The sequence below is a fragment of the Paraburkholderia sp. genome (assembly GCF_050742655.1).
Taxonomy (GTDB): Bacteria; Pseudomonadota; Gammaproteobacteria; order Burkholderiales; family Burkholderiaceae; genus Paraburkholderia.
Genome location: NZ_JBOIGG010000001.1, coordinates 224,812 through 251,811 on the forward strand (window position 1 = coordinate 224,812; position 27,000 = coordinate 251,811).

At 64.0% G+C, this 27,000-nt stretch carries 23 protein-coding genes; 15 read left to right on the forward strand and 8 right to left on the reverse strand.

Features of this window, described 5'->3' with window-relative positions; all coding sequences use genetic code 11:
* Positions 1 to 66: 66 nt before the first annotated feature.
* The 3 genes from ACREXZ_RS00940 to ACREXZ_RS00950 are packed head-to-tail and all read right to left on the reverse strand — an operon-like array spanning position 67 to position 4,947.
* Positions 67 to 993 (reverse strand): peptidylprolyl isomerase, encoded by a 927-nt coding sequence (locus tag ACREXZ_RS00940; RefSeq protein ID WP_431762141.1) that lies wholly within the window; start codon positions 991 to 993, stop codon positions 67 to 69.
* 10 nt (positions 994 to 1,003) lie between these two features.
* The gene (locus tag ACREXZ_RS00945; protein ID WP_431762142.1) at positions 1,004 to 2,803 is read right to left on the reverse strand and encodes a ShlB/FhaC/HecB family hemolysin secretion/activation protein; all 1,800 of its coding nucleotides are present in this window, start codon (positions 2,801 to 2,803) and stop codon (positions 1,004 to 1,006) included.
* Positions 2,800 to 4,947, reverse strand: coding sequence for a filamentous hemagglutinin N-terminal domain-containing protein (locus tag ACREXZ_RS00950; RefSeq protein ID WP_431762143.1), 2,148 nt, complete (start codon positions 4,945 to 4,947; stop codon positions 2,800 to 2,802). The genes ACREXZ_RS00945 and ACREXZ_RS00950 overlap by 4 nt, the downstream gene beginning before the upstream one ends.
* Positions 4,948 to 5,374: 427 nt before the next feature.
* Here ACREXZ_RS00950 and ACREXZ_RS00955 point away from each other — a divergent pair, with 427 nt between their 5' ends.
* The 4 genes from ACREXZ_RS00955 (at position 5,375) to ACREXZ_RS00970 (ending at position 9,025) form a co-directional block, all read left to right on the forward strand.
* Positions 5,375 to 5,569, forward strand: a complete 195-nt coding sequence (locus ACREXZ_RS00955; protein WP_431762479.1) for a hypothetical protein — start codon at positions 5,375 to 5,377, stop codon at positions 5,567 to 5,569.
* Positions 5,570 to 5,906: 337 nt separating this feature from the next.
* Positions 5,907 to 6,158 (forward strand): DUF1488 domain-containing protein, encoded by a 252-nt coding sequence (locus ACREXZ_RS00960; RefSeq protein ID WP_431762144.1) that lies wholly within the window; start codon positions 5,907 to 5,909, stop codon positions 6,156 to 6,158.
* Between the two features lie 227 nt (positions 6,159 to 6,385).
* A complete protein-coding gene (locus ACREXZ_RS00965; RefSeq protein WP_431762145.1) occupies positions 6,386 to 7,429 on the forward strand; it encodes a rod shape-determining protein in 1,044 nt (347 codons plus the stop codon).
* Between the two features lie 573 nt (positions 7,430 to 8,002).
* The gene (locus ACREXZ_RS00970) at positions 8,003 to 9,025 is read left to right on the forward strand and encodes a DUF3466 family protein (RefSeq protein ID WP_431762146.1); all 1,023 of its coding nucleotides are present in this window, start codon (positions 8,003 to 8,005) and stop codon (positions 9,023 to 9,025) included.
* A gap of 204 nt (positions 9,026 to 9,229) precedes the next feature.
* Here ACREXZ_RS00970 and ACREXZ_RS00975 read toward each other — a convergent pair whose 3' ends face one another.
* From ACREXZ_RS00975 to dnaA, 4 genes are all read right to left on the reverse strand, one after another.
* A complete protein-coding gene (locus ACREXZ_RS00975; protein WP_431762147.1) occupies positions 9,230 to 10,405 on the reverse strand; it encodes a hypothetical protein in 1,176 nt (391 codons plus the stop codon).
* Between the two features lie 478 nt (positions 10,406 to 10,883).
* Positions 10,884 to 13,355 carry a DNA topoisomerase (ATP-hydrolyzing) subunit B gene (gyrB, locus tag ACREXZ_RS00980; RefSeq protein WP_431762148.1) on the reverse strand — a complete coding sequence of 824 codons (2,472 nt, stop codon included), beginning with the start codon at positions 13,353 to 13,355 and terminating at the stop codon, positions 10,884 to 10,886.
* 114 nt (positions 13,356 to 13,469) lie between these two features.
* Positions 13,470 to 14,573 (reverse strand): DNA polymerase III subunit beta, encoded by a 1,104-nt coding sequence (dnaN, locus tag ACREXZ_RS00985; protein WP_431762149.1) that lies wholly within the window; start codon positions 14,571 to 14,573, stop codon positions 13,470 to 13,472.
* Positions 14,574 to 14,896: 323 nt separating this feature from the next.
* Positions 14,897 to 16,465 (reverse strand): chromosomal replication initiator protein DnaA, encoded by a 1,569-nt coding sequence (gene dnaA / locus ACREXZ_RS00990; RefSeq protein ID WP_431762150.1) that lies wholly within the window; start codon positions 16,463 to 16,465, stop codon positions 14,897 to 14,899.
* Positions 16,466 to 16,851: 386 nt separating this feature from the next.
* Here dnaA and rpmH point away from each other — a divergent pair, with 386 nt between their 5' ends.
* The 4 genes from rpmH to yidC all read left to right on the forward strand — a co-directional run bounded on the left by rpmH (position 16,852) and on the right by yidC (position 19,503).
* Positions 16,852 to 16,986: a 50S ribosomal protein L34 gene (gene rpmH, locus ACREXZ_RS00995; RefSeq protein WP_004198824.1), complete on the forward strand. Its 135-nt coding sequence runs from the start codon at positions 16,852 to 16,854 to the stop codon at positions 16,984 to 16,986.
* A 16-nt stretch (positions 16,987 to 17,002) separates the two neighbouring features.
* On the forward strand, positions 17,003 to 17,494 hold the full coding sequence (gene rnpA / locus ACREXZ_RS01000; protein ID WP_431762151.1) for a ribonuclease P protein component: 492 nt from the start codon (positions 17,003 to 17,005) through the stop codon (positions 17,492 to 17,494).
* Between the two features lie 80 nt (positions 17,495 to 17,574).
* Entirely contained in the window at positions 17,575 to 17,805 is a 231-nt protein-coding gene (gene yidD / locus ACREXZ_RS01005) for a membrane protein insertion efficiency factor YidD (RefSeq protein WP_431762461.1), read from the forward strand.
* A gap of 30 nt (positions 17,806 to 17,835) precedes the next feature.
* Entirely contained in the window at positions 17,836 to 19,503 is a 1,668-nt protein-coding gene (yidC, locus tag ACREXZ_RS01010; protein ID WP_431762152.1) for a membrane protein insertase YidC, read from the forward strand.
* 78 nt (positions 19,504 to 19,581) lie between these two features.
* Here the strand turns inward: yidC and ACREXZ_RS01015 are convergent, their stop codons facing one another.
* Positions 19,582 to 20,004, reverse strand: coding sequence for a transcriptional regulator (locus ACREXZ_RS01015; protein WP_431762153.1), 423 nt, complete (start codon positions 20,002 to 20,004; stop codon positions 19,582 to 19,584).
* A gap of 303 nt (positions 20,005 to 20,307) precedes the next feature.
* On the opposite strand from ACREXZ_RS01015, the gene mnmE reads away from it, so the two are divergent.
* The 7 genes from mnmE to ACREXZ_RS01050 all read left to right on the forward strand — a co-directional run bounded on the left by mnmE (position 20,308) and on the right by ACREXZ_RS01050 (position 26,992).
* Positions 20,308 to 21,705 carry a tRNA uridine-5-carboxymethylaminomethyl(34) synthesis GTPase MnmE gene (gene mnmE, locus ACREXZ_RS01020; RefSeq protein WP_431762154.1) on the forward strand — a complete coding sequence of 466 codons (1,398 nt, stop codon included), beginning with the start codon at positions 20,308 to 20,310 and terminating at the stop codon, positions 21,703 to 21,705.
* Between the two features lie 20 nt (positions 21,706 to 21,725).
* Positions 21,726 to 22,292 (forward strand): RNA polymerase sigma factor, encoded by a 567-nt coding sequence (locus ACREXZ_RS01025; RefSeq protein WP_431762155.1) that lies wholly within the window; start codon positions 21,726 to 21,728, stop codon positions 22,290 to 22,292.
* Positions 22,292 to 23,035, forward strand: a complete 744-nt coding sequence (locus tag ACREXZ_RS01030; protein ID WP_431762156.1) for an anti-sigma factor — start codon at positions 22,292 to 22,294, stop codon at positions 23,033 to 23,035. Before ACREXZ_RS01025 ends, ACREXZ_RS01030 begins: the two co-directional genes overlap by 1 nt.
* A 130-nt stretch (positions 23,036 to 23,165) precedes the next feature.
* Complete coding sequence (locus ACREXZ_RS01035) at positions 23,166 to 24,470, forward strand: NAD(P)/FAD-dependent oxidoreductase (RefSeq protein WP_431762157.1); 1,305 nt, start codon at positions 23,166 to 23,168, stop codon at positions 24,468 to 24,470.
* Positions 24,467 to 25,246, forward strand: coding sequence for a DUF1365 domain-containing protein (locus ACREXZ_RS01040; RefSeq protein ID WP_431762158.1), 780 nt, complete (start codon positions 24,467 to 24,469; stop codon positions 25,244 to 25,246). Before ACREXZ_RS01035 ends, ACREXZ_RS01040 begins: the two co-directional genes overlap by 4 nt.
* Positions 25,243 to 26,454: a class I SAM-dependent methyltransferase gene (locus tag ACREXZ_RS01045; RefSeq protein WP_431762159.1), complete on the forward strand. Its 1,212-nt coding sequence runs from the start codon at positions 25,243 to 25,245 to the stop codon at positions 26,452 to 26,454. The genes ACREXZ_RS01040 and ACREXZ_RS01045 overlap by 4 nt, the downstream gene beginning before the upstream one ends.
* A gap of 1 nt (position 26,455) precedes the next feature.
* The gene (locus tag ACREXZ_RS01050; protein ID WP_431762160.1) at positions 26,456 to 26,992 is read left to right on the forward strand and encodes a chalcone isomerase family protein; all 537 of its coding nucleotides are present in this window, start codon (positions 26,456 to 26,458) and stop codon (positions 26,990 to 26,992) included.
* Positions 26,993 to 27,000 lie beyond the last annotated feature (8 nt).

Below are 27,000 nucleotides of genomic sequence, written 5' to 3' on the forward strand. Positions count from 1 at the left end.
ACATCGACCGGCTTCGTTCCGGCAGCGGGACATTCCCCGCCCGCTGCTCATCGCCTCACTTCGGCGTTACTGCGTACTGTCGTCCTGCTGGATCACGGCGTTCTTCATCAGATCCACGACGACCTGCGCGGTCGCCTTCTGCAACGCGACCTGCTCCAGCTGCTGACGCAACGGGCCTTTGATCGTGTCGTAGTCGGGGATCTGCGTCGCGCGCTCCTGGTCCACCTTCACGATCCAGAATGCGTCGCCGACCTGCACCGGCGCGGCCGTCACCGCGCCCTGGGACAGCTTCGTCAGCGCGTCCGCGACGGGCTCGGGCCACCCCTGCGTCGCGCCCTGCTGCACCGGCGTCTTGAACGACACCCAGTTCATCGCGCCGCCCTGCGCGGCGCCCGGTCCCTTGCTGTATTGCTTCGCGAGTTGCGCGAAGTCAGTGCCTTTTTTCAGCTGCGCGAGCACGGTCTTCGCGGTGTCCTCATCCGTCACGGCGATCACGCTCGGCTTGTATTCCTTGTCGCCGAGCGTCGCGACGATCGCGTCGTATTTCGCCTTCACGTCCGCGTCGGTTACCGGCACGGGCTTGACCTGATCGCGCAGAAATTCCTGCGTCATCGCAAGCGATCTGGCCTGCTCCATCGCGGCGAGCACCTGCGGACGCGTGTCGTAGTGCTGCTTCGCGGCGGCCTGCCGGAACAGCTCGCGTGCAATCAGCTGGTTCTTGAACGTCGTGCGTGCGGCAGGCGTATCGGGCGCATTGACCGCCTTCAGCGCGGCGCTGACCTGGTCCTGCGTGATGAACACGTTGTTGACGCGTGCGACCGCATTGGCGGGCAACGGCCCCGACGCGGGCACCGCCGCCGCGGCGACGCCGGGCTTGCTCGACGACGGCTTGTTGACGGCGTGTGCCGGCGGGGTCAGCACGGACAGCCCGGCGCACAGCACGATGGCCGCCGCGTGGCGATCGATGGGAAACAACAAAAATGAACGAGCCATATAACCTCCGTTATTCAGACCAGTTGAGCGTGGCGAGCAGCACGGTTGCTTTCCGGCCGAGCGCAGCCGGTTGCAGCAGCGCCTGACCGAGCAGCAGCTCGCCGGTGATGGTTTGTGCGTTGTGACGCCATTCGGCACGTGCGCCGATGCCTGCGCCGACCAGCGTCGGCCAGCCGCCTTGCGCGACGAGATGGGCTTTGCCGCCGTCGAGAAATACGTAGGGCTCGATGTGGGCGTCGTGCCAGCCCGGCACGTTCTGCCACGCGGCTTCGTTGCGCAGATACGCACCGGTGTCGCCGCTGATGCCGCCTTCCGTGAAGCCGCGCACCGAGTCCATGCCGCCGAGAAAAATCTGCTCGTTGCCGAACATCGCCACGCGGCTGAGCTGCGCGCGCAGCGTGCCGCGGTACGCCCACTGGCTGCCTGCCAGCGTGCCGAGCGCCATCTGCAGCGTGAGCGTCGAGTCGAGCTTCGTGAACTGGCTGTGCGCGTCGGACTTGCCGAGGTCGGAGCCGTCGTGACTCGCCGCGAGCCACGGCAAACCCTGCGATACGCCGACGTCCCAGGTAGCCGCCGCGCCCTGGTCGTGCACGACGAAACGGCGCAGACCGTTCAGGCCGACGCGCAGCACCGTCAGGTCCTGCGGCGACAGGTCGATGCCGTTCACGCTGCGTTCGGTGCGCATTTTGGTGAGCGTGACGTCGAGACTCGTGCGCCCGGTTCGCGAACGCGCGAGCACGTCGTTCCAGCCGAGGATCTGGCTGAACGTGCGCCCTTGCAGCAACGCGGTGTCGCCGATCGTCTGCTGGTATTCGGACAGCGACGTCGTGTAGCTGAAGGTCTGGTAGCCGTACGGCGCAGCGGCGGAAAACACCACCGCGTTGCTGTCCTCGGTACCGACGTAGTTGAACGACAGCGACTCCTGCAGACCGATCAGGTTGTCCGCCTCGATGCCACCGCGATAGCGCAGCGTGCCCGTTTGCGAGCTGCCGTAGTTGTCGATGCCGAGGTTGTAGAAGGTTCGGTCGCCATAGCGATTGGTCAGCGCGACGACAGAATCGCCGGGCGATTCGCCAGGCAGAATCTGGATCTCCGCCTGATTGCGGCGCAACCGGTTGATCTGGTCGACGCCCTGCTCGAGATCGGGAAGACGCAGCGTGTCGCCGACGCTGTCGCCGAACGCCCAGGCAGTTCCGGCGTCGGTGACGAGACCGCCGCCGTTCGTCGCGTACCACGGCGCATTCGGGTCGGACGGGCGCAGCGGCTTGTTGTTGAGCGTGAACCTGGAAACCTTGCCTGCGACGACGTTGATCTTCAGCGTGCCCGACGCGAGATTCTGCGCACCGAGATACGCGCGCGTCGTGATGTAGCCGTGCGCGATGAACGCTTCCGTCACACGACGCAGCAGCAGGTTGATACGGTTGCGGCCGAGTCGCTTGCCGAGAAACGGCTTCGCGATGTGCTCGAGTTCGCTCTTGCCCAGCACCTGATCGCCGATGAATTCGATGTGATCGATCTCGAAGGTCGGCTCGACGTCCTGCAGCGTGTCGACGTCCGCGCCCTCCGGCAGATTCGGCAATGCGGGGACGGGAGCCGCGATCTGCGCGGGCGCCTGCTGGATTTCATTGCGCCGCTGACGGTCCTGCTGCTCCTGCAACAGGCGTTGCGCGGGATCCTGCTCGGCCCGGCCCGGAAACCCGTTGAGCGCTGAGGGAGGCAACGCCGGAGGCGTCTGCGCGACCGCGGGCGCATGAATGCCGGCGAGCGCGACGGCGAGGCCGCCGAGCGGGAGTGACGGTCCGTACCTCATAGCCCGAACCACGACACGAGGCCAAGATGGTTGTGACCGCCGATCGTCACGGGCGCCCGGTACGGCACGCGAATCGTATTCACGCCACCGGCCGCATGGATACCGCCGGGCGCGTTGAACGCGCCGCCGTCGATGTCCGCTTCACCGGTGAGTTCGACCTGACCCGAGCCGCCGTTGAAGATGCCGCCCGTGTCGGCCGCGTAAATCGCGGACCACGAGTTGCCGAACCACTCTTTCAGATCGTTGCGACGGTTGATGACCGTATAGCCGAGCACGCCTTGAGCAAGCGTCTTCGGTGCATCGAGCTTCAGCGTGCCGATCGCGACGACGGTGCCGCCGGTATTCGTGATCTGCGTGCCGGCATGGAGGTCGATGTTCTGGCCGGCCTCGATGACACCGCCGAATGCCTGCACCGAACTCGACGCGCTCGAGCTGCAGAAGATGAAGCACGTCTGACTGTACGAGGCCTGACCGGTGAAGACGCCTTGCGTCAGCAGGCTGTCGCGCGCGGTGATCGAGATGTTGCCGTCGTTCGACAGGATCGAACCGCCGACGTTGGAAACGTTCTTCGCGGAGATCGTGACGTTGCCGCTGTCGGCTGTGATGTACGACAGTTTGTTCGGGTCCGCGAGCGAGCCGTAGTCGACCGTGAAGCCGTTCTGATGACGCGGGATAAAGCCGAAACGCCAGCTGTGGCTCGAGTAGCCGATCGCCGCGCCGCCATCGACGCCACTCGAATGGTCGATGACGTTGTTCAGGTCGCCGCCCGCCGTCAACGCGACGTTGGCGTTCGACAGAATCCGCGCGTCCTCGTTGGTGATGTCGCCGCCCGCATTCACGACGACGTCGCCGGCGACGCCGAACAGAATGCCGAGCGGCGAATCCGGCGTCGACTGGTTCAGCACGTTGCCGGCCGCGGTCAGCGTGACCGCGCCTTTCGAGTCGACGTCGGTGGTGGTCTGGGTCTGCCCCTGAACCAGCGAACCGATGTTGCTGATATCCCCCGTGCTCTTGATCACGACCCCGGTGGTCGACGACGCGATAACCGTCTGCTTATTGCCCTCGGGGTGCAGCGCCACGCCGCCGCCGCTCAGATCGACGCCGCCGTTCGTCAGCAGCGACGTGCCGGCGAAATCGAGTGCGCCGGTGGCCGAGATCGTCGACGTGCCGCCGACCTTCATCTGCATCGACGACGCACTCAGCGCGTCCTGCACCGCCAGGTTCAGATTGCCGTTCGCGGCGAGCGTCGTGTTCGAGAACTGGACCTCGCCGTTCGACGACAGCGTGAAGTCGCCGAGCGTCGCGTTCATCGGGCCAGCGCTGCGTACGCCCGGTCCCTTGTCGGTGACGATGAGCTGCACGCGACCGCTCGTGAGGCTGCCCGCCGCGGTGATATCGATCGCAAACGAACTGGCGGTGTCCGGCGACGTGGACGGCTTCAGCGACAGCCAGTCGTTGCCGTTATCGTTCGGCGACAGCCCGGTGTTCAGCGTGACGTTGCTCGTGCCGGCCAGCAGCCGGACATTCGCCGTCGACGATGTGAACGTGTTCTCGAGCGGCCCCTGGACCAGAATGTTCTTCGCGATCAGATCGAGTGCGATCAGCGCGCCGGACAAACCCTGCGGACCGACGACGATGGTCCCGGTATGGGTGTCGAGCACGACGTTTCGCTGCAGCACGGAGCCGATCTGGATGTCGTTGAAACTGACCTGGCCGGTCGACAGCGCGACCCGTCCCGTATTGACGAACGAACCGCCATTTACGGTAATCCCGTTCGGATTGGCCAATACGACGTTGGCTCTCGAACCGAGCACCGACAATTGGCCCGCAATAACGCTCGGATCGGTACTCGTCACCTGATTGACGATAGTCCGCGCATTGATACCGACGTTATTCAGATCGGCACCCGCACTCCCGACGTTGAAATGGCTATACGTGTTATTCGATACACCGCCTACCGAGGGCGCGATATTGACGGTTTGTCTGCCGCTCGCCGCAGTGGAAACAGACGTGGCAGTTCCGCCGTCCGCGACGATACCTGCCGCAAACGTATAAAGCGGCACGACAGAAAGGAACAATGCAAAGGGATATGCGCTGCGCCGGCCCCCGCGACCGGCACGCCATATCGAAGGCCGCCTGGACATGCTGCTTGACTGCGTTGCCATCGGCAACGCCCCGTTTAGTTAGTGTGGTCCTGGCGCGGCATACCCGCTCGCCGCGCTTTCATTCGATACATGTCGGCGGAAATTACGAAAACTTTAGAGAAATTTCTAGATATTTACTTTCAAATAACTTTCTGCATCGCAGTTTATTCATTTTGAATTTTTTCATAACCAGGCAATCGTTTGCGCGAAGCAGAAATCGAATAGAGAGAAGGCATGATTTATCTGTCGTCTCTGGATATTGATTCACGACGTTGCCGATATATCTCAATTTCAAGGCCGGAATCGTCGGCATTTTTTCGCATGCATTTCTTTGCGCTTTGTCGATATCTCGAACACGAGATGACGCGCGGCTGCTGCCCGCTCCTTCGGAAAATAGATCGCGACAGCCCTCGCGAATGCGCCCAAAATGACCGAAGGTGCGGTCGCCGCTGCGGCCGGCAAAAACTGGAGAAGCACGATGGCAAAAGGTCAACTACGCGGCAATAAAGAGGCGAAGAAACCGAAGCAACCCAAGAAACCGACGCTTCCTGCAGGAGGCATCTCCAGGACGGCGACGTCACTGAAGACCCCGGCATCCAGCGAACCGGCCAAGAAAAAGTAGCCCACCATCGATGACGCAGACTGCGGTCTGCGTTCTTTCTCCCCCTGCATTCGACACGGCTAGAAAGCGCACTGGCAGCCCTTGAAAGGGTATACAGTGGGTCGAACGGTCGCCTTGCGCGCCTAACTGCTGCAAGGACAATCATGCCATCACCCATCAAACCCGCTCCCCGATCGACTACCCCCCAGAGCGAGTACGCGCTCGAGCGCACGACCCTGGCTCGACGCCTCGAAACAGCGGATGCGCTGCGCGCCGACGCGAGACGTACTAGCTACGCCTCCATCGATTCACGCGCGAGCAAGTGGCGCTATACGGTCACGAGCGACAAAACCTGATCATGGCGCTTCAATTCCCCAATCCCAGCCGTAGCTACGATGCGGGGCGTCATTGCGTCAGCTTCTGGGGATACGATAATTCGCGCGAAATCACGTTCGACGTCGACGACGCGATGCTGAAAAGTCTGCAGCCCGATGTGGGCAATGACGAGCGCGCGATACTCGATGCCTTCGACAGGTTTCGCGAGAAGCTGCTCGAAATGGCGAGGAGCCGGTACGTAAGCGGTCCGCAGAACCACTACTCGATTTCGTGATCGACCTACCCGCTGCAGTGGAAGAGTCTCGTGCAGCGTCAAGAATCGCCGGCCAGACTTCGATCGATCTGATCCTCGACCCCGCGGTATAGGCGCGAATTCCAGTCATCCCTTTAGCCGGTATCGCGGCGAACTGTCGTAGCTCCCGCCGATACATGGCACCCGGCATCCCCATGCCCTCACGTGTTAGCCCAGCCCGCCCGGCTTCCGGCCAGACAGGAATTTGAATGTTCGGTTTTTTGCGCAGCTATTTCTCCAACGATCTCGCGATCGATCTCGGTACGTCGAACACACTGATCTATAAGCGCGGCAGTGGCATCGTCCTCGACGAGCCATCGGTCGTGTCGCTTCGTCGGGAAGGCGGTCCCAATGGAAAGACGACCATCCTCGCGGTAGGCAAGGAAGCGAAGAAGATGCTCGGCAAGGTGCCGGGCAACATCGAAGCCATCCGTCCGATGAAAGACGGCGTGATCGCCGACTTCCATCTCACCGAGCAGATGATTAAACAGTTCATCCGGATGGTGCACGAGGCGCGCCTGCTGGCGCCGTCGCCTCGCATCGTCATCTGCGTGCCGTGCGGCTCGACCCAGGTCGAACGGCGTGCGATCAGGGAGGCCGCGCATAGCGCGGGCGCATCGCAGGTCTACCTGATCGAGGAGCCGATGGCCGCCGCGACCGGCGCCGGCCTGCCGGTGTCGGAAGCGACCGGCTCGATGGTCGTCGATATCGGCGGCGGCACGACGGAGGTCGGTGTGATCTCGCTCGGCGGCCTCGTGTACAAAGGCTCCGTGCGCGTCGGCGGCGACCGGTTCGACGAGGCGATCGTTAACTACATCCGCCGCAACTACGGGATGCTGATCGGCGAGCAGACGGCCGAGGCGATCAAGAAGGGAATCGGCTCGGCGTTCCCCGGTTCCGAAATCAGGGAAATGGAAGTGAAGGGCCGCAATATGTCCGAAGGCATACCGCGCAGCTTCACGATATCGAGCAACGAGATCCTGGAAGCGCTCACCGATCCGCTGAACCAGATCGTGTCGGCCGTGAAGATCGCACTCGAGCAAACGCCGCCGGAACTCGGCGCCGACATCGCCGGACGCGGCATGATGCTGACGGGTGGCGGCGCGCTGCTGCGCAACCTCGATCATCTGCTTGCCGAAGAAACAGGGCTCCCTGTGCTGGTCGCGGAAGACCCACTCACGTGCGTCGTGCGCGGGTCCGGCATCGCGCTCGAACATCTGGACAGGTTTGCGGGTTTTTTCCCCGATGAATGAACATCGCGGGTCGGGCCCGGCTGGCTCAAAGAGGACGTGAGGCGAAACGTCGCGACCACCGGCGGTTGCCTCGCCTTGCAATATCTGGCCACGTCGTTCATTGCGCGTCGGGAGAAGGACGCGTGCGGTGGTGAACATTGCGCCGTTCCTGTGAATGAACAAAGCAGCTACTTCGGTGCTCACGGGTCGCTCAAAAAAATTCGACTTCCCGTCGACCTCCGCCTACATTGAGACGCAAGGTGTATCGCTTCGTGCCGCTCACGAATCGACGGTATGCCCCTGACTGACAAGTAGCGAATTATCAGAAAGAAGTTCAGCTCGCTTTAGCAGGCAACTGGCCCCTGCCCGCTCCTCGTCTCTTTTCGCTCATGAGAAGCCGCTTCGGTTGAAGCGGCAACAGGCCACGCTGCTGGTTGGTCCGGGATCGCTTTGCGTGGTCGTCCGCTAATCATGTCGCAACGCTCTCGCCCTCAAGCCAGAAACCCTTCGACGCACTGACGACCAGATTGCCGGTCGCGAGCCGGTTCGCGATCTGGGTCGCATCTGGGTCATATGCCAGAAAAGAGGATCACCATGAAATCCGCACCCAAGTTCATCCGCGATGTGCACGACGTTCCCCGCGTCCTGATCGGTTTCACGCTGGTCGCGGTGGCCGCACTTCAGCCCGCCGCAGGCGAAGGTATCCACATCCGGAATCTCGGCACGCTTCCCGGTGGCGGCGTCAGTCAGGCTGTCTCAATCAACGAGCGCGGCCAGGTTGTCGGTAACGCGTATACCGCGACCGGGAATCAACACGCTGCCCTGTTCGACGACGGTACGGTGACCGACCTGGGCACACTCCCCGGCGGCGATGAAAGTGCTGGCGCTTTGTCGGTCAACAATCGTGGTCAGGCGGTCGGTTACTCGTTCATCGCGACGGGGTATCCACACGCTGCGCTGTTCGATAACGGGACGGTGACCGATCTGGGCCTGCTCCCCGGTGGCGACAATAGCGCCGCCGACTGGATCAACGACCGTGGCCAGATCGTCGGCTGGTCGTTCAACGCAAGCCGGGCCTCGCGCGCCGTCCTGCTTGAAAACGGCGTGATGACCGACCTGGGCACGCTCCCCGGCGGCGCCTACGCCGCGGCTTACGGGATCAACAATCGCGGCCAGATCGTCGGCTGGTCCACCAATAGCACGAACAACGAACACGGCTTTCTGTTCGAACACGGCGTGATGACCGACCTCGGCGCGCTGCCCGGCGGCAATGCCAGTGCCGCTAACTCGATCAACGAGCGCGGCCAGGCAGTCGGCTCGTCGTCCGCCGCAAACGGAAACACGCATGCCGTTCTGTTCGAAAAGGGGAAGGTGACGGACCTGGGCACGCTCCCCGGCGGCACCACCAGTGCCGCTAACGGAATCAACGAGCGCGGTGAAGTGATCGGCTGGTCGTCCATCGCAAGCGGAGACGTGCACGCGTTTCTATTTGAAAACGGGCGGATGATCGATCTGGGCGTGCTGGCCGGCGACACTCAGAGCGTCGCTCGGGGGATCAACAATCGCGGCGAGATCGCAGGATACTCTGGAGCGCATGCGGTTCTTTGGTCGCGATAGAGCGCGTGACTGCGGACCGTTCCGATGGTGGTTCGCAGATTTTCTATTGGCCTGTCGCCCCAAGCTGGCTGCGCAACCAGGACGTGAATTCATGAAGCTCCGCGGGAAGCGCACGACCCGCGGCATGCACGGCAGCGAGCATCGCGGGCGATGCTCGCTTCGCGGCTTACCGACGCCTTGTCCGTCGTCGGAGCATCGGCTATGTCACTGTCCGTTATCGTCGAACGGCAGCGTCCAGGTCGTGATGTTCGGCACGTTGTCGTCGACCGCTGCAAAGCGCGCCGAGTCGTCGCGCGGCTGCGAGAATGCGAGGCCGAATGCACCGCCCGGCTGCGGATCTATAGAAAGCTGCGCGACGAACCGCCCTTGCGGCGTGAACTCGGTGATCTCGCTCGGCCGCTTCGAATCGGGGTTGATCGCGTCGCCGTTGGCGGTGAACAGATGGCCGTTCGGTCCGAGCGCGAGAGCGAGCGGCCCGTGCAGGTGCTTGTTGTCCGCATAGATCAGCACACCTTTGCCGCCATCGTGCTGGCTATTCCCTGCGCCGAATACCGCAAAGATCGCGTTGTCCACCGTCGATGCGACATAGAGCACGTCGCGCTGCGGATCGTATGCCAACCCGGTCGGCCCGACCACGAGCGCCGCCGGATCGCCGCGGAACGGATAGCCGGACGCGACGCGCGTGCTCTTCAGCAGATGGACGCCGCTGCTGTCGATCGCGACGTCGAGACGCACCACCGTCCCATTCAGCACATTGGACACGAAGATCTTCGCGCGATCGCCCTGATCGAAGATGGTCAGATCCCACGGGCCATCGATGCCGGCCGTGGCGGGTGTCCATTGCGCGACGAGACTGCCCGTACGATTGAGCACGAGCAGCGAGCCGGGCTTGATCGTCGCGAATGTGCCGTCGGTGGTCGGCACGTTGCCAACCAGCACGAAGCCGCCCCTCAGCACGCCGAGCGCAGTGGTGAGGCCAAGGCCGGGGGCGCCCTGGAAGAACACAGCCGGGCTACCGCCCTGCACGATCTTGACAACCGTCGTGCCGGTGCCTTGCAGATTTTGTGCGTTATTGAAGTTGGAAATCAGCAAGTCGCCCGCAGCGATGGTGCCGAACTGCGGGAAGCCTTGCGGTACGAAGGCGACGCCATAGGGATTGCCGTCGCCGTCAGGCGGCACGGTCGAAGCCGTGAACGAAGCCGGCGGCAGCAGTTGCGAGAGATCGCCGGCAACGGCTGAGACGGCAGCCGCCCACGCGAGGGTCGCGCCACATAGCGTGGCGAGCAGCACGCGCTTCAATACATGGTTCTTGCCACGAACGGGACGCGCTCGCGGCAGCAGGTCAATCGCGGAAGGGAAGCCTGCCAGGACGGAGTTCATGACGCGGTTCTCCATGAAAGCCGCGGGGGCCAGCGCACCTGTTGTCGCTGCACACAGCGTGAGCCCGCTACCGCAAGCGGATTTCGCCCATGCGCGGGCGCTGGGCATGCGCAACCCCTCCGTGCGATCCGAACACGATCGCGCAGCGTCGAAAGCGGGGCGAATGCCTCGTACAGCGGAAAAGGCGCGATGTCGCAGGATGAGCGGCAAGCGCGAGGGACTACATGCGAAACGTGAGATGGCTCGTCCGATGGGATACGCAAGCAAGTGCGGACGATGCGTAGGCGGTAAACGACCGGTAGCGGCGAATATTCCGCCGCGATACCGTTTTGTTGTGCTGCGTAAGCGGCTTGTCGGCTCGTCTGTTCGACGCAGTCGAGCAATCCGTCAAAGATAACGCCCGGTCATGCCGGGCGTTTGTTCTCGACGGACAGTCGGGTTGTTTCGCTATCTGTGGCACCCGACACTACAACAACCCTCAAACGTCAATATTCCCCGCCCTCAACGCATTCGACTCGATGAACGCACGCCGCGGCTCCACATCATCGCCCATCAGCGTCGTGAAGATGCCGTCCGCCGCAATCGCGTCTTCGATCTGCACACGCAGCAGGCGGCGTACGGTCGGGTCCATCGTCGTTTCCCACAGCTGCCCGGGATTCATCTCGCCGAGGCCCTTGTAGCGCTGCATCGTCACGTTGCGCTCAGCATCCGCGATCAGCCACTTCATCGCGTTCTTGAAGTTGGTGACGGCCATGCTGCGTTCGCCGCGACGAATCACCGCGCCCGCGCCGATCAACCCGTTGAACGTGTTCGCCGTGGTCACGAGCTGCTGGTAGTCCGCAGTTAGCTGGAATTCCTCGTCGAGCACCGAGATCTTCAGGTTGCCGTGATGCCGGCGCTCGACGCGCAGCGACCGCAGCTCGCGTACAGGGTCGTACATCGCGTACACCGACACCTCAGGCTTCAGCGGATCGTCGCGCAGCCGGGTCTCGAGCGAGCGCGCCGAGCGCTCCGTCGAAGCCTCGTCCGACAGGTCGATCACGACACCGTCCATCACTGCCTCGAGCGACTGCTCGTCGTACAGCCGGCTCAACCGGTTGACCACTGCCTGCGCCAGCAGATACGAGCGCGCGAGTTCACCGAGCGCATCGCCGGCGATCGGCGTCGCGTTTTCCGCCGGCACGAGATCGGAGCCCTGCAGCGCGAGGCGCAGCATATGCGCGTTGCGCTCGGACTCGTCCTTCAGATACCGCTCGTCCTTGCCCGCCTTGATCTTGTACAGCGGCGGCTGCGCGATATAGACGAACCCGCGCTCGATCATGTCAGGCATCTGCCGATAGAAGAACGTCAGCAGCAGCGTGCGGATGTGCGCGCCATCCACGTCCGCGTCGGTCATGATGATGATGCGGTGGTAACGCAGCTTGTCGAGGTTGTAGTCTTCCTTGCCGATGCCGCAGCCGAGCGCGGTGATCAGCGTGACGATCTGTTCCGACGAAAGCAGCTTGTCGTAACGTGCCTTCTCGACGTTCAGCACCTTGCCGCGCAGCGGCAGGATGGCCTGGAATTTACGGTCGCGGCCCTGCTTCGCGGACCCTCCCGCCGAATCGCCCTCGACGATGTAGATCTCCGACTTCGCCGGGTCCTTCTCCTGGCAGTCGGCGAGCTTGCCCGGCAAACCGACGCCGTCGAGCACACCCTTGCGTCGCGTCATCTCGCGCGCCTTGCGCGCGGCGTCGCGTGCACGCGCGGCATCGACGATCTTGCCGCAAATGATCTTCGCGTCGAGCGGCGTTTCCTGCAGGAATTCCTCGAGCGCCTTCGCGACCACTTCTTCGACCGGTGCGCGCACTTCGGACGACACCAGCTTGTCCTTCGTCTGCGAGCTGAATTTCGGCTCGGGCACCTTCACCGACAGCACGCACGACAGCCCTTCGCGCATGTCGTCGCCGGACGTCTCGACCTTCGCCTTTTTCGCGATCTCGTGATCGGCGATGTACTTGTTCATCACGCGCGTCATCGCCGCGCGCAGACCGGTCATGTGCGTACCGCCGTCGCGTTGCGGAATGTTGTTCGTGAAGCACAGCACGTTTTCGTTGTAGCTGTCGTTCCACTGCATCGCCACCTCGACGCCGACGTTATCCTTCTCGCCAGACACATGAAAAATGGTCGGATGCAGCACGGACTTCGTCTTGTTGATGTATTCGACAAAACCCTTCACGCCGCCGACGAATGCGAAATCGTCTTCCTTGCCGGTACGGTGATCGGTCAGGCGGATGCGCACGCCGTTATTCAGGAACGACAGTTCGCGGATCCGCTTGGCGAGAATGTCGTAGTGGTATTCGATGTTGTTGAAGATCGTGTCGTCGGCCATGAAGTGCACTTCGGTGCCACGATTCTCGGTGTCGCCGATGACCTGAATCGGCGAAACGGCCACGCCGTCCACGATCTCGATCACGCGGTTCTGCGGCACGCCGCGATGGAACTCCATGAAGTGCTTCTTGCCGCCGCGGCGCACGGTCAGCCGCAGCCAGCTCGACAGTCCGTTCACGCACGACACGCCGACGCCGTGCAGGCCGCCCGACACCTTGTAGCTGTTCTGGTCGAACTTGCCGCCGGCATGCAGCTCGGTCATCACGATTTCGGCGGCGCTGCGCTTCGGATCATGCTTGTCGTCGAGCTTCACGTCGGTCGGGATGCCCCGGCCGTTGTCGGTGATGGAGATCGAATTGTCCGCGTGGATGAAGACCTGAATGTCGTTGCAGTGTCCGGCCAGCGCTTCGTCGATCGAATTGTCGAGCACTTCGAATACGAGGTGGTGCAAACCGGTGCCGTCCGAGGTATCGCCGATGTACATCCCCGGTCGCTTCCGGACGGCCTCCAGACCTTCGAGGATCTGAATGGACGAGGCGCCGTAGCTGTTATCGGGTTGCGAATTGTTCGTTTCAGTCATGGATTTTTTCCGGTTCTGCGTTACTGCCTGGTTGCTGCTCTAAGGACTTTCAAAACACCATAAAAACGCCAAAGGGGCGCTGCGCCCCTTGGTGTGTTCTTATTGTTGATTGCGTCAGATACGCATCGGCATCACTACGTACTTGAATTCCTCGTTGTCGGGAATCGTGATGAGCGCACTCGAACTGGCGTCGCCGAGGCTGACCTGCAGCATGTCGACCTTCAGGTTCGCGAGCACGTCGAGCAGATACGTGACGTTGAACCCCATATCGACCGTATCGCCCTGGTAGGCGATTTCGAGTTCTTCCTGCGCTTCTTCCTGGTCCGCGTTCGTGGACATGATCTTCAGCTGGCCCGGCTCGATGATGCAGCGCACGCCCTTGAACTTGTCCGACGTAAGAATCGCCGCACGCTGCAACGAGCGCTGCAGTTCTTCGCGGCCGATCAGGAAGGTGTTCTTGTGCGACTTCGGGATCACGCGCTGGAAGTCGGGGAACTTGCCTTCGACGAGCTTCGATACCAGTTCGACCTGGCCGAACGTGAACTTCACCTGGGTCGCGGCGATGTCGATCGCCAGCGTGTCGTCGATGTCTTCGAGCAGACGCTGCAGTTCGAGAATCGTCTTGCGCGGGATGATCACTTCCTGGCGCGGGAACGACCCGTCGATCTTCATCGACGAATACGCGAGGCGGTGGCCGTCGGTCGCGACCGCCATCAACTGGTCGCCGTCGACCACGAGCAGCATCCCGTTCAGGTAATAACGGATGTCCTGCTGCGCCATCGCGAAGTGGACCATGCCGAGCAACTGGCGGAACGTCTTTTGCGGCACCGACAGGTTCGCGCCGAAATCTTTTGCCTGCGCGACGGTCGGGAATTCGTCCGCGGCAAGCGTCTGCAGCGCGAAGCGGCTCTTGCCCGACTGGACAGTGAGGCGCTTGTCCGACAGCGTGAGGCTCACCTGGCCCTCAGGCATCGCACGCAGGATGTCGAGCAGCTTGCGCGCGGCGACGGTGGTCGCAATCGACTCGCCGCCCACGCCGAAATCGGCGCGCGTGGTGATCTGCAGTTCGAGGTCCGTGGACAGGAAAGACACGTCGGAACCGCTCTTGGTGATCAGCAGATTGGCGAGGATCGGCAACGTGTGGCGGCGTTCGACGATGCCGCTCACGGTTTGCAGCGGCCTGAGGAGGTTATCGCGTTCGGTCTTGACCAGTTGCATAGATTTCCTTCGTTGATATGACGGCCTGCGCGCCTCGCCAGGCTCACCGCCGCGCGCCTGCGGCCCCCTGCCGGCGCCAATCATGCAGCGCCACCCACGGCTTGAAAATCCGCCCCGCGACCGCCGGGCGGTTAAACCTGTATTGTGCCTGAAAACGAAACCGCTTCCCTAAAATGGGGACGTTCCACGAAATAAACAGGCCGCTTTTATCGCCTCCGCCTGCGGCATCCCTTTCGCGCCGTTCTGGCACGTCCTGCTTTCCGTTTTGCGTTCCCTGCGTGTTCCCGTTACCCGAGGCCGCGCTCCATCGGAGCGGACACCGCTTACCCCTTCAGCGTCTGTTCGAGCACGTGCAGTTCGTGATTCAGCTGCGCGTCCTTGCCACGCTCGTCGGCGATCTTGCGGACCGCATGTAGCACGGTGGTGTGATCGCGGCCGCCGAACAGCTCGCCGATTTCCGGCAGGCTCTTCTGCGTCAGTTCCTTGGCCAGATACATCGCGATCTGCCGCGGCCGCGCAATGTTCGCCGGACGCTTCTTCGAATACATGTCGGCGACCTTGATGCTGTAGAAGTCGGCGACCGTTTTCTGGATGTTTTCCACGGAGATCTGCCGGTTCTGCACCGTCAGCAGATCCTTCAGCGCTTCTTTCGTCAGCTCGATCGAGATTTCGCGGCCGTGGAACTTCGAGTACGCGAGAATCTTGCGCAGCGCGCCTTCGAGCTCGCGGACGTTCGAGCGCAGATGCTTCGCGACGAAGAACGCGACGTCCTCGTTGAGGCTCACGTCTTCGGACTGCGCCTTGCGCATCAGGATCGCGACGCGCATTTCCAGTTCGGGCGGTTCGATCGCGACCGTGAGGCCGGAATCGAAGCGCGAGATCAGCCGGTCGTCGATGCCCGAGATTTCCTTCGGATACGTGTCGCTCGTGATGATGACCTGCGCCTTGTTCGCAACGAGCGCCTCGAACGCGTAGAAGAACTCTTCCTGCGTGCGCGATTTGCCGGAGAAGAACTGGATGTCGTCGATCAGCAGCAGGTCGAGCGAATGGTAGTAGCGCTTGAAATCGTCGAATGCCTTGCGCTGGTACGCCTTCACCACGTCCGACACGTACTGTTCCGCGTGGATGTAGCGGATGCGCGCGCCGGCTTTATCCATCAGCAGCTGGTTGCCGATCGCGTGGATCAGATGGGTCTTGCCAAGCCCGACGCCGCCGTACAGGAACAGCGGGTTGTACGACACGCCGGGATTGTCCGCGACCTGGATCGCAGCCGCCCGCGCGAGCTGGTTGGCCTTGCCGGTGACGAAGTTATCGAACGTGAGAACCGGGTTCAGCTTTGAGCGCTCGTACATCGAGTCGCTCTCGCCGCCCCCGGCCGGGCCCGAGCCGGGGCGCCACGTGCGGCGCGCCGCAGCGGCTTCGTTCGCATCGAGGCTGGGTAGGTCGAGATCGGCTGCGTCGTCGGTGCCATGACGCGCGGCGCCGTTCGGAACTTGTGCCGCGCCGTTGCCGAAACGTGCGGCATGGGCCGCCTGCACGGCACCGACCGCGGCGCCGACGGCCGCGAGGCCGCCGTTGCCGTTACCGGCGGATGTGCTGGGAGTAGCACGCGCCGGCGCCGACGCAACGGGCGCGCGCAGACCGGCTTTGGGATCGAGAACGAACTGCACGTCGACCGGCGCATGCCAGAAATCGCGGGCGAGATCGGTGATCCGGCCGGAAAACTGGCTCTTGACCCAGTCGAGCTTGAAGCGGTTTGGCGCGGCGATGCTCAGCGTATGCGCATCGGCGTCGAAGGCGACCGGGGCCAACGGTTTGATCCACGTCACGTACTGCTGGGGCGTCAATTCGCGCTCCAGCAATGCGGAACAGTGTTGCCAGAATTCGTTCATCGAGTTGCTATCGTTATGTGCACGGCGGCCCGCTTGCCGCTTCCTTGTCGCGCGCTGCGCAACGAGGCCCGGAGCAGCAAGACGGAACGGCCCCAGGCGCTTGCACCACAAGGGTTTGCGGGAAGCAGGCGAGCCGGGGCGTCGTGCAGGATTCTTGGGATTAAGGCGAGATTCTAACGCCAAACCGGCGCCGAAAGGAGAGTTATCCACAGGGCCGGATCAACGCGCCGCGCGCCCCGGCGGCTGTGGAACGCGCCTCTAAGCTATTGACGGCCAAGAGAAAACCGGCTTAAATAGCGGGTTCCGCAAAACCCGATTTCCAGCACCACCGTTCATTGCGCTCCCTGCGATGCTCGCGCGGTCCATTCTCGATAAGTGAGAGCAACATGAAACGTACTTACCAACCTTCCGTGACGCGCCGCAAGCGCACCCATGGCTTCCGCGTTCGCATGAAGACTGCGGGTGGCCGCAAGGTCATCAACGCACGCCGCGCGAAGGGCCGCAAGCGCCTCGCGATCTAAGGCTGCTCCGAGCGGATTGCGCGCCGTGTCCGGCACCCGCGCTTCAGCGGGAGCGGCTCACGCGACGCAGCAGGGTTCGATTCCGTTGCCAGTGCAAGCCGCCTTCCCCAAAGCCGCAAGGCTGCTGAAAACGGATGAATTCTCATCCGTTTTTCGTTTGCGCCCATGGCGCCGCTCCGCGCATTTCGTCGTCTATGGCCGCCCGACCGGCAATGAAGGGCGTCTCGGGCTCGTGATCGGCAAGAAGCATGCGCCGCGCGCGGTCACCCGCAATCTCGTGAAGCGCATCGCCCGCGAAGCCTTCCGGCTGCGGCGCGCGGACTTCGGAGGATGGGACGTGCTGCTGCGTCTGCATACGCGCATCGACAGGAAGGCGCTGCCAAGTGCCTCGTCACCGCCGCTGCGGACACTGTGCCGCGACGAGATCGGCATGCTGCTCGACAAGGCGGCACGCGAGATCGCCCGGCGCGAAGAAGCGCCTCCCGTACCGCCGGCTGCGACACCATGACGCGCAACCGCCACGCGCGCGCCGCCGGACAACCGGCGCTGTTACCCCGCCCGACGCCTCGCCGCCCGGCCGCTCAAGCCATGCAAACGGTACTCATCGCATTGCTGCGTTTTTACAAGGTTGCCGTCAGTCCGCTGCTCGGCAACCGGTGCCGTTTTTATCCTTCCTGTTCCGATTACGCGCGTGAAGCAATCCAGTATCATGGCGCCGCGCGCGGAACTTACCTCGCCGCCAGGCGCCTGTGCCGCTGTCACCCGTTTTCGGCGGGCGGCATCGATCTCGTCCCGCCTCCCACTTCTGAAAAGCGCTGACGCGCCGTTCCCCCGACACTGAGACAACGCATGGATATCAAACGCACCGTCCTATGGGTCATCTTTTTCATGTCAGCGGTCATGCTGTTCGACAACTGGCAGCGCGACCATGGACGCCCGTCGATGTTCTTCCCGAGCGCCACGCCGACGCACACCGTCGCCAGCGCCGCGCCGGGCACGACGACCCCGGGAACCCAGCCGGCCGACCTGCCGGCGGCCAGCACCGCAGCGGCGCCCGGTAGTAACACGGCGCCGGCCGCGCAGGCCCAGCTGGTGCCGTTCAGCACCGACGTTTATAGCGGCGAAATCGATACGCGCGGTGGCACGCTGTCGAAGCTGTCGCTCGTCAAGCAGGGCGACGGCAAGCAGCCGGACCTCGTGATTACGCTGTTCGACCACACCGCGGACCACACGTACCTCGCGCGCACTGGCCTGCTCGGCGGCGATTTCCCGAACCATACGGACATCTTCACGCCGGTCGCCGACCAGCCGCACGCGCTGACGGGCGATGCGAAGTCGTTCCAGTTGAGCTTCGAATCGCCGGTGAAGGGCGGCGTGAAGGTCGTGAAGACCTACACGTTCACGCGCGGCAGCTACGTGATCGGCGTCGATACGAAGATCGTCAACGTCGGCACGGTGCCCGTCACGCCGACGGTCTACATGGAGCTCGTGCGCGACAGCCAGCCCGTCGAAACGCCGCGCTTCTCGCACACGTTCATCGGGCCGGCCGTCTACACGGAACAGCACCACTTCCAGAAGATGTCCTTCAGCGACGTCGACAAGAACAAGCAGGATTACGCGACCTCGGCAGACAACGGCTGGATCGCGATGGTCCAGCATTACTTCGCGACCGCGTGGATTCCGCAGCAGGGCGTGAAGCGCGACATCTACGTCGAGAAAATCGATCCGAAGCTGTATCGCGTGGGCGTCAAGGAACCGGTCGCGACGATTGCGCCGGGCCAGTCCGCCGATGTGTCCGCACGCCTGTTCGCCGGTCCGGAAGAAGAGCGGATGCTCGAAGGCATCGCGCCGGGCCTCGAACTCGTGAAGGACTACGGCTGGGTGACGATCATCGCGAAGCCGCTGTTCTGGCTGCTCGAAAAGATCCACGGCTACGTCGGCAACTGGGGCTGGGCGATCGTGCTGCTCACGCTGCTGATCAAGGCAGTGTTCTTCCCGCTGTCGGCGGCGAGCTACAAGTCGATGGCGCGGATGAAGGCAATCACGCCGCGCATGCAGGCGCTGCGCGAACGCTTCAAGGGCGATCCGCAGAAGATGAACAGCGCGCTGATGGAGCTGTACAAGACCGAGAAGGTGAATCCGTTCGGCGGCTGTCTGCCGGTGGTGATCCAGATTCCGGTGTTCATCTCGCTGTACTGGGTGTTGCTGTCGTCGGTCGAAATGCGCGGCGCGCCGTGGATTCTCTGGATTCACGATCTGTCGCAGCAAGACCCGTTCTACATCCTGCCGGTGCTGATGGCCGTGTCGATGTTCCTGCAGACGCGCCTGAACCCGACGCCGCCGGACCCGGTCCAGGCCAAGATGATGATGTTCATGCCGATCGCGTTCTCGGTCATGTTCTTCTTCTTCCCGGCAGGCCTCGTGCTGTACTACGTCGTGAACAACGTGCTGTCGATCGCGCAGCAGTACTACATCACGCGGATGATGGGCACGGGGAAGAAAGAGAAAGCGGCCTGATCCGCAGCCGTCTTTCCCGCCAGTAAAAAACCGCCCGGCGCAAACCGGGCGGTTTTTTCATGGGGCGTCGCGTCGCGATTATTCCTTGTCGGCGTCGCCGTAGAACTGCGAAATCAGTTCCTGCACGAGGTAGCGGTGATGCGGCGTCAGCGCTTCGATCTTCGTCGCGAGTTCGAGCGTTTCCGGCGATAGCGGATATTTTTCGCCACGCGGACGGGGCTTCGGCACCGTGCGTTTCGCGTCACCGGGCGGCGGTCCGTAGTGCAGCCAGTGCAGATCGACGGCGAACCAGTCGGCAAGCGTTTTCAGCTTGTCGACGGTCGGGATCGTGCGGCCGCTGAGCCATTTGTGCGCGGTTTGCGGCGAGATCGGCTGCGCGCCGCGATAGCGCAGATTGAAATGCAGCGCGAGCTCGGTCGGCCCGTGCGGGTTCTCGGACACGCGACGCATCGCGAATTGCAGACGCTCGGCAAAGGCCGCTTTTTCTTCGGCGGTGGGCATGGCGCGATTGTGCATTCCCACTGCGCACCGCCGACAACCAGTTGCGATATTTTTATCTCATATTAGCAACATATAGCTCAAGCTGCCGACGCCGCCACCCATTAACGCATGCTCGTACAGCCGGTGCAATGGCTTTTATAACGCGGCTTCCCGGTACCTGTCGCACCACTCTGTCTGCTCGCCAAACAGACGTCGTTATCTCAATTAAGATATTTCCTAGTTCTTCCGGCCAGGTGCGGAAGACGTGCGCGTTACAATGCGTCGCGTCACGCCGTCGCTGTCTTTTCTTATCTCCCCCGCACCATGCTCGCCACCGACTCCGATCCGATTGTCGCCATCGCTACCGCTCCGGGCCGGGGTGGAATCGGCGTCGTGCGGATCTCGTTCGGCCGCGCGGGCGAAGCGGTCGCGCAACCGCTGATGCAGGCGCTGACCGGCCAGACACTGGCTCCGCGGCACGCGAGCTACGTGCCGTTTCTCGACGGCAACGGAGAGGCGCTCGATCGCGGCATCGCGCTGTATTTCCCCGCGCCGAACTCGTACACCGGCGAACACGTGCTCGAGCTGCAGGGACACGGCGGTCCGATCGTTCTGCAACTGGTGCTGCAACGTTGTCTCGCCGCCGGACGCGCGTTCGGTTTGCGTCTCGCGGAACCGGGCGAGTTCACGCGCCGCGCGTTTCTCAACGACAAGCTCGACCTCGCGCAGGCCGAAGCGGTCGCCGACCTGATCGAGGCAAGCACCGAGGCGGCCGCGCGTTCCGCGGGACGTTCGCTCGATGGCGCGTTCTCGCGCGACATCCACGCGCTCGTCGAAGAGACGATCACGCTGCGCATGCTGGTCGAGGCAACGCTCGATTTCCCCGAAGAAGAGATCGATTTTCTCGAGGCCGCGGATGCGCGCGGCAAGCTCGCGCGCATCCGCGAACAGATCGCGCGCGTGCTCGTCGACGCGAAGCAGGGCGCGTTGCTGCGCGAAGGGTTATCGGTCGTGCTGGCGGGACAGCCGAACGTCGGCAAATCGTCGCTGCTGAACGCGCTAGCCGGCGCCGAGCTCGCGATCGTCACGCCGATCGCCGGCACGACGCGCGACAAGGTTGCGCAGACGATCCAGATCGAAGGCATCCCGCTGCATGTGATCGACACGGCTGGCCTGCGCGACACCGAAGACGAAGTCGAAAAGATCGGCATCGCGCGCACGTGGAACGAGATCGAGCGCGCGGACGTCGTGCTGCATCTGCTCGATGCGCGCAGTGGCATGACGCCCGGGGACGAACTCATCGCCGCGCGTTTTCCCGCCGGCGTGCCGGTCGTGCGCGTGGTCAACAAGACGGATCTGACGGGGCAGCCGGCCGCCGTCACACTAGCTGATAACGCGGGCAACGACGTGCGCGAAGTACGGCTGTCGGCGAAGCAGCGCGACGGCATCGGACTGCTGCGCGAGCAACTGCTGCAAATCGCCGGCTGGCAGGCGGGTCAGGAAAGTTTGTACCTTGCGCGAGAGCGTCATCTGATCGCGTTGCGGGCAGCGCAGGAACATCTTGCGCTCGCCGCGCAACACGCGGATCAGAACGCCCAGGCACTCGATCTGTTCGCGGAAGAGCTACGGCTCGCACAGGAGCAGCTCAATTCGATTACCGGCGAGTTCACGTCTGATGATCTGCTTGGGGTGATCTTTAGCCGGTTTTGCATCGGAAAGTAGCCCAAAAAACCATCGAGCCCATGCCCACCCCACCCGACCGGACCGCCGAAACCCTGGCGCCGCTGCTGGAAGGCGTCGCGAGACACGACGCCGCGGCGCTCAAAACTCTGTACGACGCCACGTCGTCGAAACTGTTCGGGGTAGCGCTGCGTATACTCGGTAAGCACGAATGGGCCGAGGAAGTGTTACAGGACGCGTACATCAACATCTGGCGTTTCGCCGGTGACTACCAGCAGACCCTGTCCGCTCCGCAGACGTGGATGGCGACAATCGTCCGCAACCGCGCGCTCGACTACCTGCGGCGGCAGAATGCCGCCGAAACCGGCTGGATCGACGAACTCGACGAGCGGGTCCCGGGCAGCGAGCCCGACCCAGCCGACCAGTCGCGGCTGAGCGGTGAAGCGCGTCGCCTCGCCGGCTGCATCGAGCGGCTGGAAGGCTCGCAGCGCCAGGCCATCGCGCTCGCGTACTACCGCGATCAGAGTCACGGCGAAATCGCCGACAACCTCAAGGCTCCGCTCGGCACAGTGAAGTCATGGATCCGGCGCGGGCTCGAGCGCCTGCGCGCCTGTCTGGGAGAGGTCTGATGGACTTGCGCCGCTACCCCGACCTGCTGGACCGGCTCGCCGGCGAATACGCGCTCGGCACGCTGCGCGGCGGCGCGCGGCGCCGGCTGCGCAGTTACGCGGAGCGCGATCCGGTCGTGCGCATCGCACTCGAACGCTGGCAACGTCGGCTCGACGCGATGGCGGAACTGGCGCAGCCCGTTGCGCCGCCGCCGTCGGTGTGGACCGCGATCGCGCATCGCCTGCGCAGCGAAACGACGCAAGCTGCACCGGTCCGGCCGGCTGGCCGCAGCGCGACGTTCTGGCGCGCCTGGGCAGTCGCCGCATCCGCATGCGCGGTGGCCGCCGTCGTCGTCGCCCTGGTCGCCCCGGTACGCAATCTGTTCGAGCCGGTGCCGGTCGCCCGCCAGGAAGCCGCAACATCCGCCGGCCAGTTGCAGGTCGCGGTGCTGAACGACACGCAAGGCCACGCGACACTGCTCGTCACGTGGAACGAGCAGCAGCGGACCGTCGCGATGCATCCACTTGTACCGGTCGAGACGCCCGCCGGCAAGGCAATGGAACTGTGGGGCTTGCCGACGCAAGGTCATCCGGTATCACTCGGCCTGCTGCCGGCAGGCGTGGCGGGCACGATCGCCGCGCGCCACGACCCGCACGCCTATGCGCAGCTCGCGGTGTCACTCGAGCCGCCGGGCGGCTCCACCAATCCCGCCGGGCCGAGCGGTCCGGTACTGTTCGTCGGCAAGCTGGTGCCTGCCACCTGACGCCTCCGCATCGCTGCCGTCGACCGCCGCATCCAGTCCCGGAGGCGGCGCGTATATAGCGCATGATGCGCGCCCCTCGTTTTCATCCCTGCCCTCGCCGCGCCGCCGGCCCGTTGCCGGAGTGCCGGCCATGACGCACGCGTCCGACATGTGCGAGCCCGGCCGCCGCGTGGCAGTCGTCGGTGCCGGTATCGCCGGACTCGCGAGCGCTTATCTGCTCGCACGCCACCATCGCGTGACGCTGTTCGAAGCGGCTGCCTCGCCGGGTGGCCACACGAATACCGTCGACGTCGAACTCGACGGCTTCACGCATCCGGTCGACACCGGCTTTCTCGTCTTCAACGACCGCACCTATCCGAACCTGATCGCGCTGTTCGACGAACTGGGCGTCGAGGCTGTTGATAGCGAGATGTCGTTTTCAGTCTCGGTCGATCGCGGCAACCTCGAATGGGCGGGCACGAACCTGAACACGGTGTTCGCGCAGCGACGCAACCTGCTGTCGCCTGCGTTCGTCGGGATGCTGCGCGACATCGTCCGGTTCAACGCGCAGGCACCCGCCCATCTCGCGGCGGCCGCGCGCAGCGGAGGATCGGTGGGCCAGCTGCTCGGCGCGGGCGGCTATGGCGCGCCGTTCCGCGAGCACTATCTGCTGCCGATGGCCGCGGCGATCTGGTCGTGCGCGACGGCCGATGTGCTGCGCTTTCCGGCCGCGACGTTCCTGCGCTTCTGTCTGAATCACGCGCTGCTGCAGGTCGCCGGACGCCCGACGTGGAAAACCGTCAAAGGCGGCGGCCGGGACTACGTGCAGCGCATCGTACGCACGCTCGACGACGTGCGCACCGCATCGCCGGTCGTCGATCTGCGGCGCGACGCATCCGGCGTCACGCTGACGACCCCGACCGGCACCGAACGCTTCGATGCAGTCGTGCTCGCGACGCACGCACCCGACAGCCTGCGACTGCTCCGCGACGCCGACGAACTCGAACAACAGACGCTCGCGCCATTCCGCTATCAACCGAACGTCGCCGTCCTGCATACCGACACGACGCTGCTGCCGCGCCGGCAACGCGTATGGTCCGCGTGGAATTACGTGAGCGCCCGCAATGGCGAACCGGTCGACGGCGCGCGGCCTGTGTGCGTCAGCTATCTGCTGAACCGGCTGCAGCCGCTGCCGTTCCGCCAGCCTGTCGTGCTGACCCTGAACCCGGTCGCACAACCAGCGGCGGGTACGGAACTGCGGCGCTTCGTCTACGATCATCCGCTGCTTGATCAGCCGGCAATCGATGCGCAGGCCTGTTTGCCCACGCTCCAGGGTCACCGCCGGACGTGGTCCGCGGGCGCGTGGACCGGCTACGGTTTTCACGAGGACGGCCTGAAGTCGGCGTTGCGCGTCGCCGCGGATTTCGGCGTGCAGCCGGCATGGGCCACGCCATGAGCGCGACGGCCAACGGACCGCTGCTGCTGCTCGGCCGCGTCGTGCATGCGCGGCTGCGGCCCGTCCGGCATCGATTCGCGTACCCGGTGTTCTGCGTGCGCTGCGACATGTCGCGGCTCGCGGAACTCGACTGCTGGTGGTTCGGCATCGACCGCTTCGCGCCGCTGAGTCTGCGCGCCGCCGACTACGGCGCGTGTGACGGCGGCGATCCCGCCACATGGATGCGCGCACGCCTCGCGCAGGCTGGCCTGCACGCTCAGGGACCGCTGTGGCTGCAGACCTTCCCGCGCGTGTTCGGCTACGCGTTCAATCCCGTCAGCTTCTGGTTCAGCTACGACGACGACGCGCACCTGCGCGCGCTCGTCGCCGAAGTGCGCAACACCTTCGGCGAACGCCACTGCTATCTGCTCGGCGCGCCGGACGGCGGTCCGATCGACGCGCATACACCGCTCGCGTGCCGCAAGGTGCTGCACGTGTCGCCGTTCTGCGACGTGCAGGGCGACTACGCGTTTCGCGTCCGCGAAAGCGCCGATCGCGCGTCGATCTCGATCGACTATCACGACGACCACGCCGACGGAGCCGTCCTAATCCACACGTCGATTGCGCTACGCAAGCAACCGCTCACCGGCACGACCGCACTCGCCGCGCTGCTGCGTCAGCCGTGGATGACGGTCGCGGTCGTCGCTCGCATTCATTGGCAGGCACTGCGCCTCGCTATCAAGAGGGTGCCGTTCTACGGCAAGCATCCCCCGTCGACCGGAGCAACGAGACCATGACGTTCCTTCGCACTTTCCTGCCGACCGGTGAAACGCCGCCGACAGCCCGCCTCTTTCTCGCGATGCTCGGACGCCTGCGTCGCGGCCGCCTGCTCGTCACGCTGCCGGACGGCACGCAGCGCACATTCGGCGATCCGCACGCGCCGGACGGCGCACATCTCCTGCTGCACGACTGGCGCGCGTGCGCGGCGATCCTGCGTGCAGGCGACATCGGTTTCGCCGACGCGTATCGCGCGTGCTGGCTCGACACGCCCGACCCGGTCGCGCTCGTGCGTCTCGCGCTAGTCAACGAACATGCGCTGCCGCGCACGGTGACGGGTAGCCTGCCCGCGCGCGCGTGGTACGGACTGCGGCACTGGCTGCGCGCGAACACGCGCGGCGGCAGCCGCCGCAACATCCACGCGCATTACGACATCGGCAACGCGTTTTACGCACTGTGGCTCGACCCGACGCTCACCTACTCGAGCGCGCTGTTCGAAGACGATGCGACCCGCACGCTCGAAGCCGCGCAGCACGCGAAGTATCAACGCATCGTCGACGTGCTGTTGCTGCGACCCGGCATGCGTGTGCTCGAAATCGGCTGCGGCTGGGGCGGTTTCGCGCTGCACGCGGCACGGCTCGGCATTTACGTGCACGGCGTCACGCTGTCGCGCGAGCAACTGGAACTGGGACGCATGCGCGTCGCCGCGGAAGGCCTCGAGCGCTACGCGAGCCTCGAATTGAAGGACTATCGCGATCTGGACGGGCAGTACGACGCGATCGTATCGATCGAGATGTTCGAGGCCGTCGGCGAACGCTACTGGCCGACGTTCTTCTCGAAGGTGAAGCGCTGCCTCGCACCCCGCGCCAGTGCGCTCGTGCAGTCGATCACGATCGACGACGCGCGCTTTGCCGCGTACCGCAGTTCGAGTGACTTCATTCGCGAAACCATTTTCCCCGGCGGCATGCTGCCGAGCGCCGAACGCTTCGTTCGCGCGGCGCGTCGTGCAGGCGTGCGCGCGCACGAGTCGCTGTCGTTCGGCAACGACTATGCGCACACGCTGCGGCACTGGCGCGCCGCATTTGAAGCGCAGCTCGACGCGGTCCGCGCGCAGGGCTTCGACGAACTCTTCATCCGCACATGGCGGCTTTATCTCGCGTATTGCGAGGCTGGCTTTCTGGAGCAGCGCACGGGCGTCATGCACTTCCTGCTAACGCATGGGGATTGACGTGCGTGCGCGTTCGCTCTTGCTGTTTCTGCTGCTTGCATGGTGTGGCTCATCTGCGTGGGCAGACTGCAAGGACGACATCGCACCGGCAAGCGAACTGGGCGAGGGTTCGTTCTGCATCATCGGTTTCTGCGTGTACGACGCACAGCTGTGGAGCGCCACTGCGACGCTGTCGACGAAATCGCCGTTCGCGCTCGTCATCGAGTATAGCCGCAGCATCGCGAAGACGCGCCTCGCCGAAACGGGCCTCGCGGAAATCGAGCGGCTCGCGGCTTCCCCACTGCCGGCAGCGACACGCGAGCGCTGGCACGCCAACATGCTCGCCGCATTCGTCGATGTGAAGCCCGGCGATACGCTTTGCGGTGCATTCATACCAGGACGCGGCGTGCGCTTCTATGCGAACGACCGGCTCACTGCAGAAATCGACGACGACGCGTTCGCGCGCGCGTTCTTCGCGATCTGGCTCGATCCGCGCACACGCGCGCCGCAGTTGCGCCGGCATCTGCTCGGCACGGCCGCGAGCGACGCGCCTCGCTGATACGGCAA

Excerpts from the sequence above, each read along its gene's own strand:
- ACREXZ_RS00940 (WP_431762141.1), bottom strand. The coding sequence starts at position 993 with ATGGCTCGTTCATTTTTGTTGTTTCCCATCGATCGCCACGCGGCGGCC.
- ACREXZ_RS00945 (WP_431762142.1), bottom strand. The coding sequence starts at position 2,803 with ATGAGGTACGGACCGTCACTCCCGCTCGGCGGCCTCGCCGTCGCGCTC.
- ACREXZ_RS00950 (WP_431762143.1), bottom strand. The coding sequence starts at position 4,947 with ATGTCCAGGCGGCCTTCGATATGGCGTGCCGGTCGCGGGGGCCGGCGC.
- ACREXZ_RS00955 (WP_431762479.1), top strand. The coding sequence starts at position 5,375 with ATGACCGAAGGTGCGGTCGCCGCTGCGGCCGGCAAAAACTGGAGAAGC.
- ACREXZ_RS00960 (WP_431762144.1), top strand. The coding sequence starts at position 5,907 with ATGGCGCTTCAATTCCCCAATCCCAGCCGTAGCTACGATGCGGGGCGT.
- ACREXZ_RS00965 (WP_431762145.1), top strand. The coding sequence starts at position 6,386 with ATGTTCGGTTTTTTGCGCAGCTATTTCTCCAACGATCTCGCGATCGAT.
- ACREXZ_RS00970 (WP_431762146.1), top strand. The coding sequence starts at position 8,003 with ATGAAATCCGCACCCAAGTTCATCCGCGATGTGCACGACGTTCCCCGC.
- ACREXZ_RS00975 (WP_431762147.1), bottom strand. The coding sequence starts at position 10,405 with ATGAACTCCGTCCTGGCAGGCTTCCCTTCCGCGATTGACCTGCTGCCG.
- gyrB (WP_431762148.1), bottom strand. The coding sequence starts at position 13,355 with ATGACTGAAACGAACAATTCGCAACCCGATAACAGCTACGGCGCCTCG.
- dnaN (WP_431762149.1), bottom strand. The coding sequence starts at position 14,573 with ATGCAACTGGTCAAGACCGAACGCGATAACCTCCTCAGGCCGCTGCAA.
- dnaA (WP_431762150.1), bottom strand. The coding sequence starts at position 16,465 with ATGAACGAATTCTGGCAACACTGTTCCGCATTGCTGGAGCGCGAATTG.
- rpmH (WP_004198824.1), top strand. The coding sequence starts at position 16,852 with ATGAAACGTACTTACCAACCTTCCGTGACGCGCCGCAAGCGCACCCAT.
- yidD (WP_431762461.1), top strand. The coding sequence starts at position 17,575 with ATGCAAACGGTACTCATCGCATTGCTGCGTTTTTACAAGGTTGCCGTC.
- yidC (WP_431762152.1), top strand. The coding sequence starts at position 17,836 with ATGGATATCAAACGCACCGTCCTATGGGTCATCTTTTTCATGTCAGCG.
- ACREXZ_RS01015 (WP_431762153.1), bottom strand. The coding sequence starts at position 20,004 with ATGCCCACCGCCGAAGAAAAAGCGGCCTTTGCCGAGCGTCTGCAATTC.
- mnmE (WP_431762154.1), top strand. The coding sequence starts at position 20,308 with ATGCTCGCCACCGACTCCGATCCGATTGTCGCCATCGCTACCGCTCCG.
- ACREXZ_RS01025 (WP_431762155.1), top strand. The coding sequence starts at position 21,726 with ATGCCCACCCCACCCGACCGGACCGCCGAAACCCTGGCGCCGCTGCTG.
- ACREXZ_RS01030 (WP_431762156.1), top strand. The coding sequence starts at position 22,292 with ATGGACTTGCGCCGCTACCCCGACCTGCTGGACCGGCTCGCCGGCGAA.
- ACREXZ_RS01035 (WP_431762157.1), top strand. The coding sequence starts at position 23,166 with ATGACGCACGCGTCCGACATGTGCGAGCCCGGCCGCCGCGTGGCAGTC.
- ACREXZ_RS01040 (WP_431762158.1), top strand. The coding sequence starts at position 24,467 with ATGAGCGCGACGGCCAACGGACCGCTGCTGCTGCTCGGCCGCGTCGTG.
- ACREXZ_RS01045 (WP_431762159.1), top strand. The coding sequence starts at position 25,243 with ATGACGTTCCTTCGCACTTTCCTGCCGACCGGTGAAACGCCGCCGACA.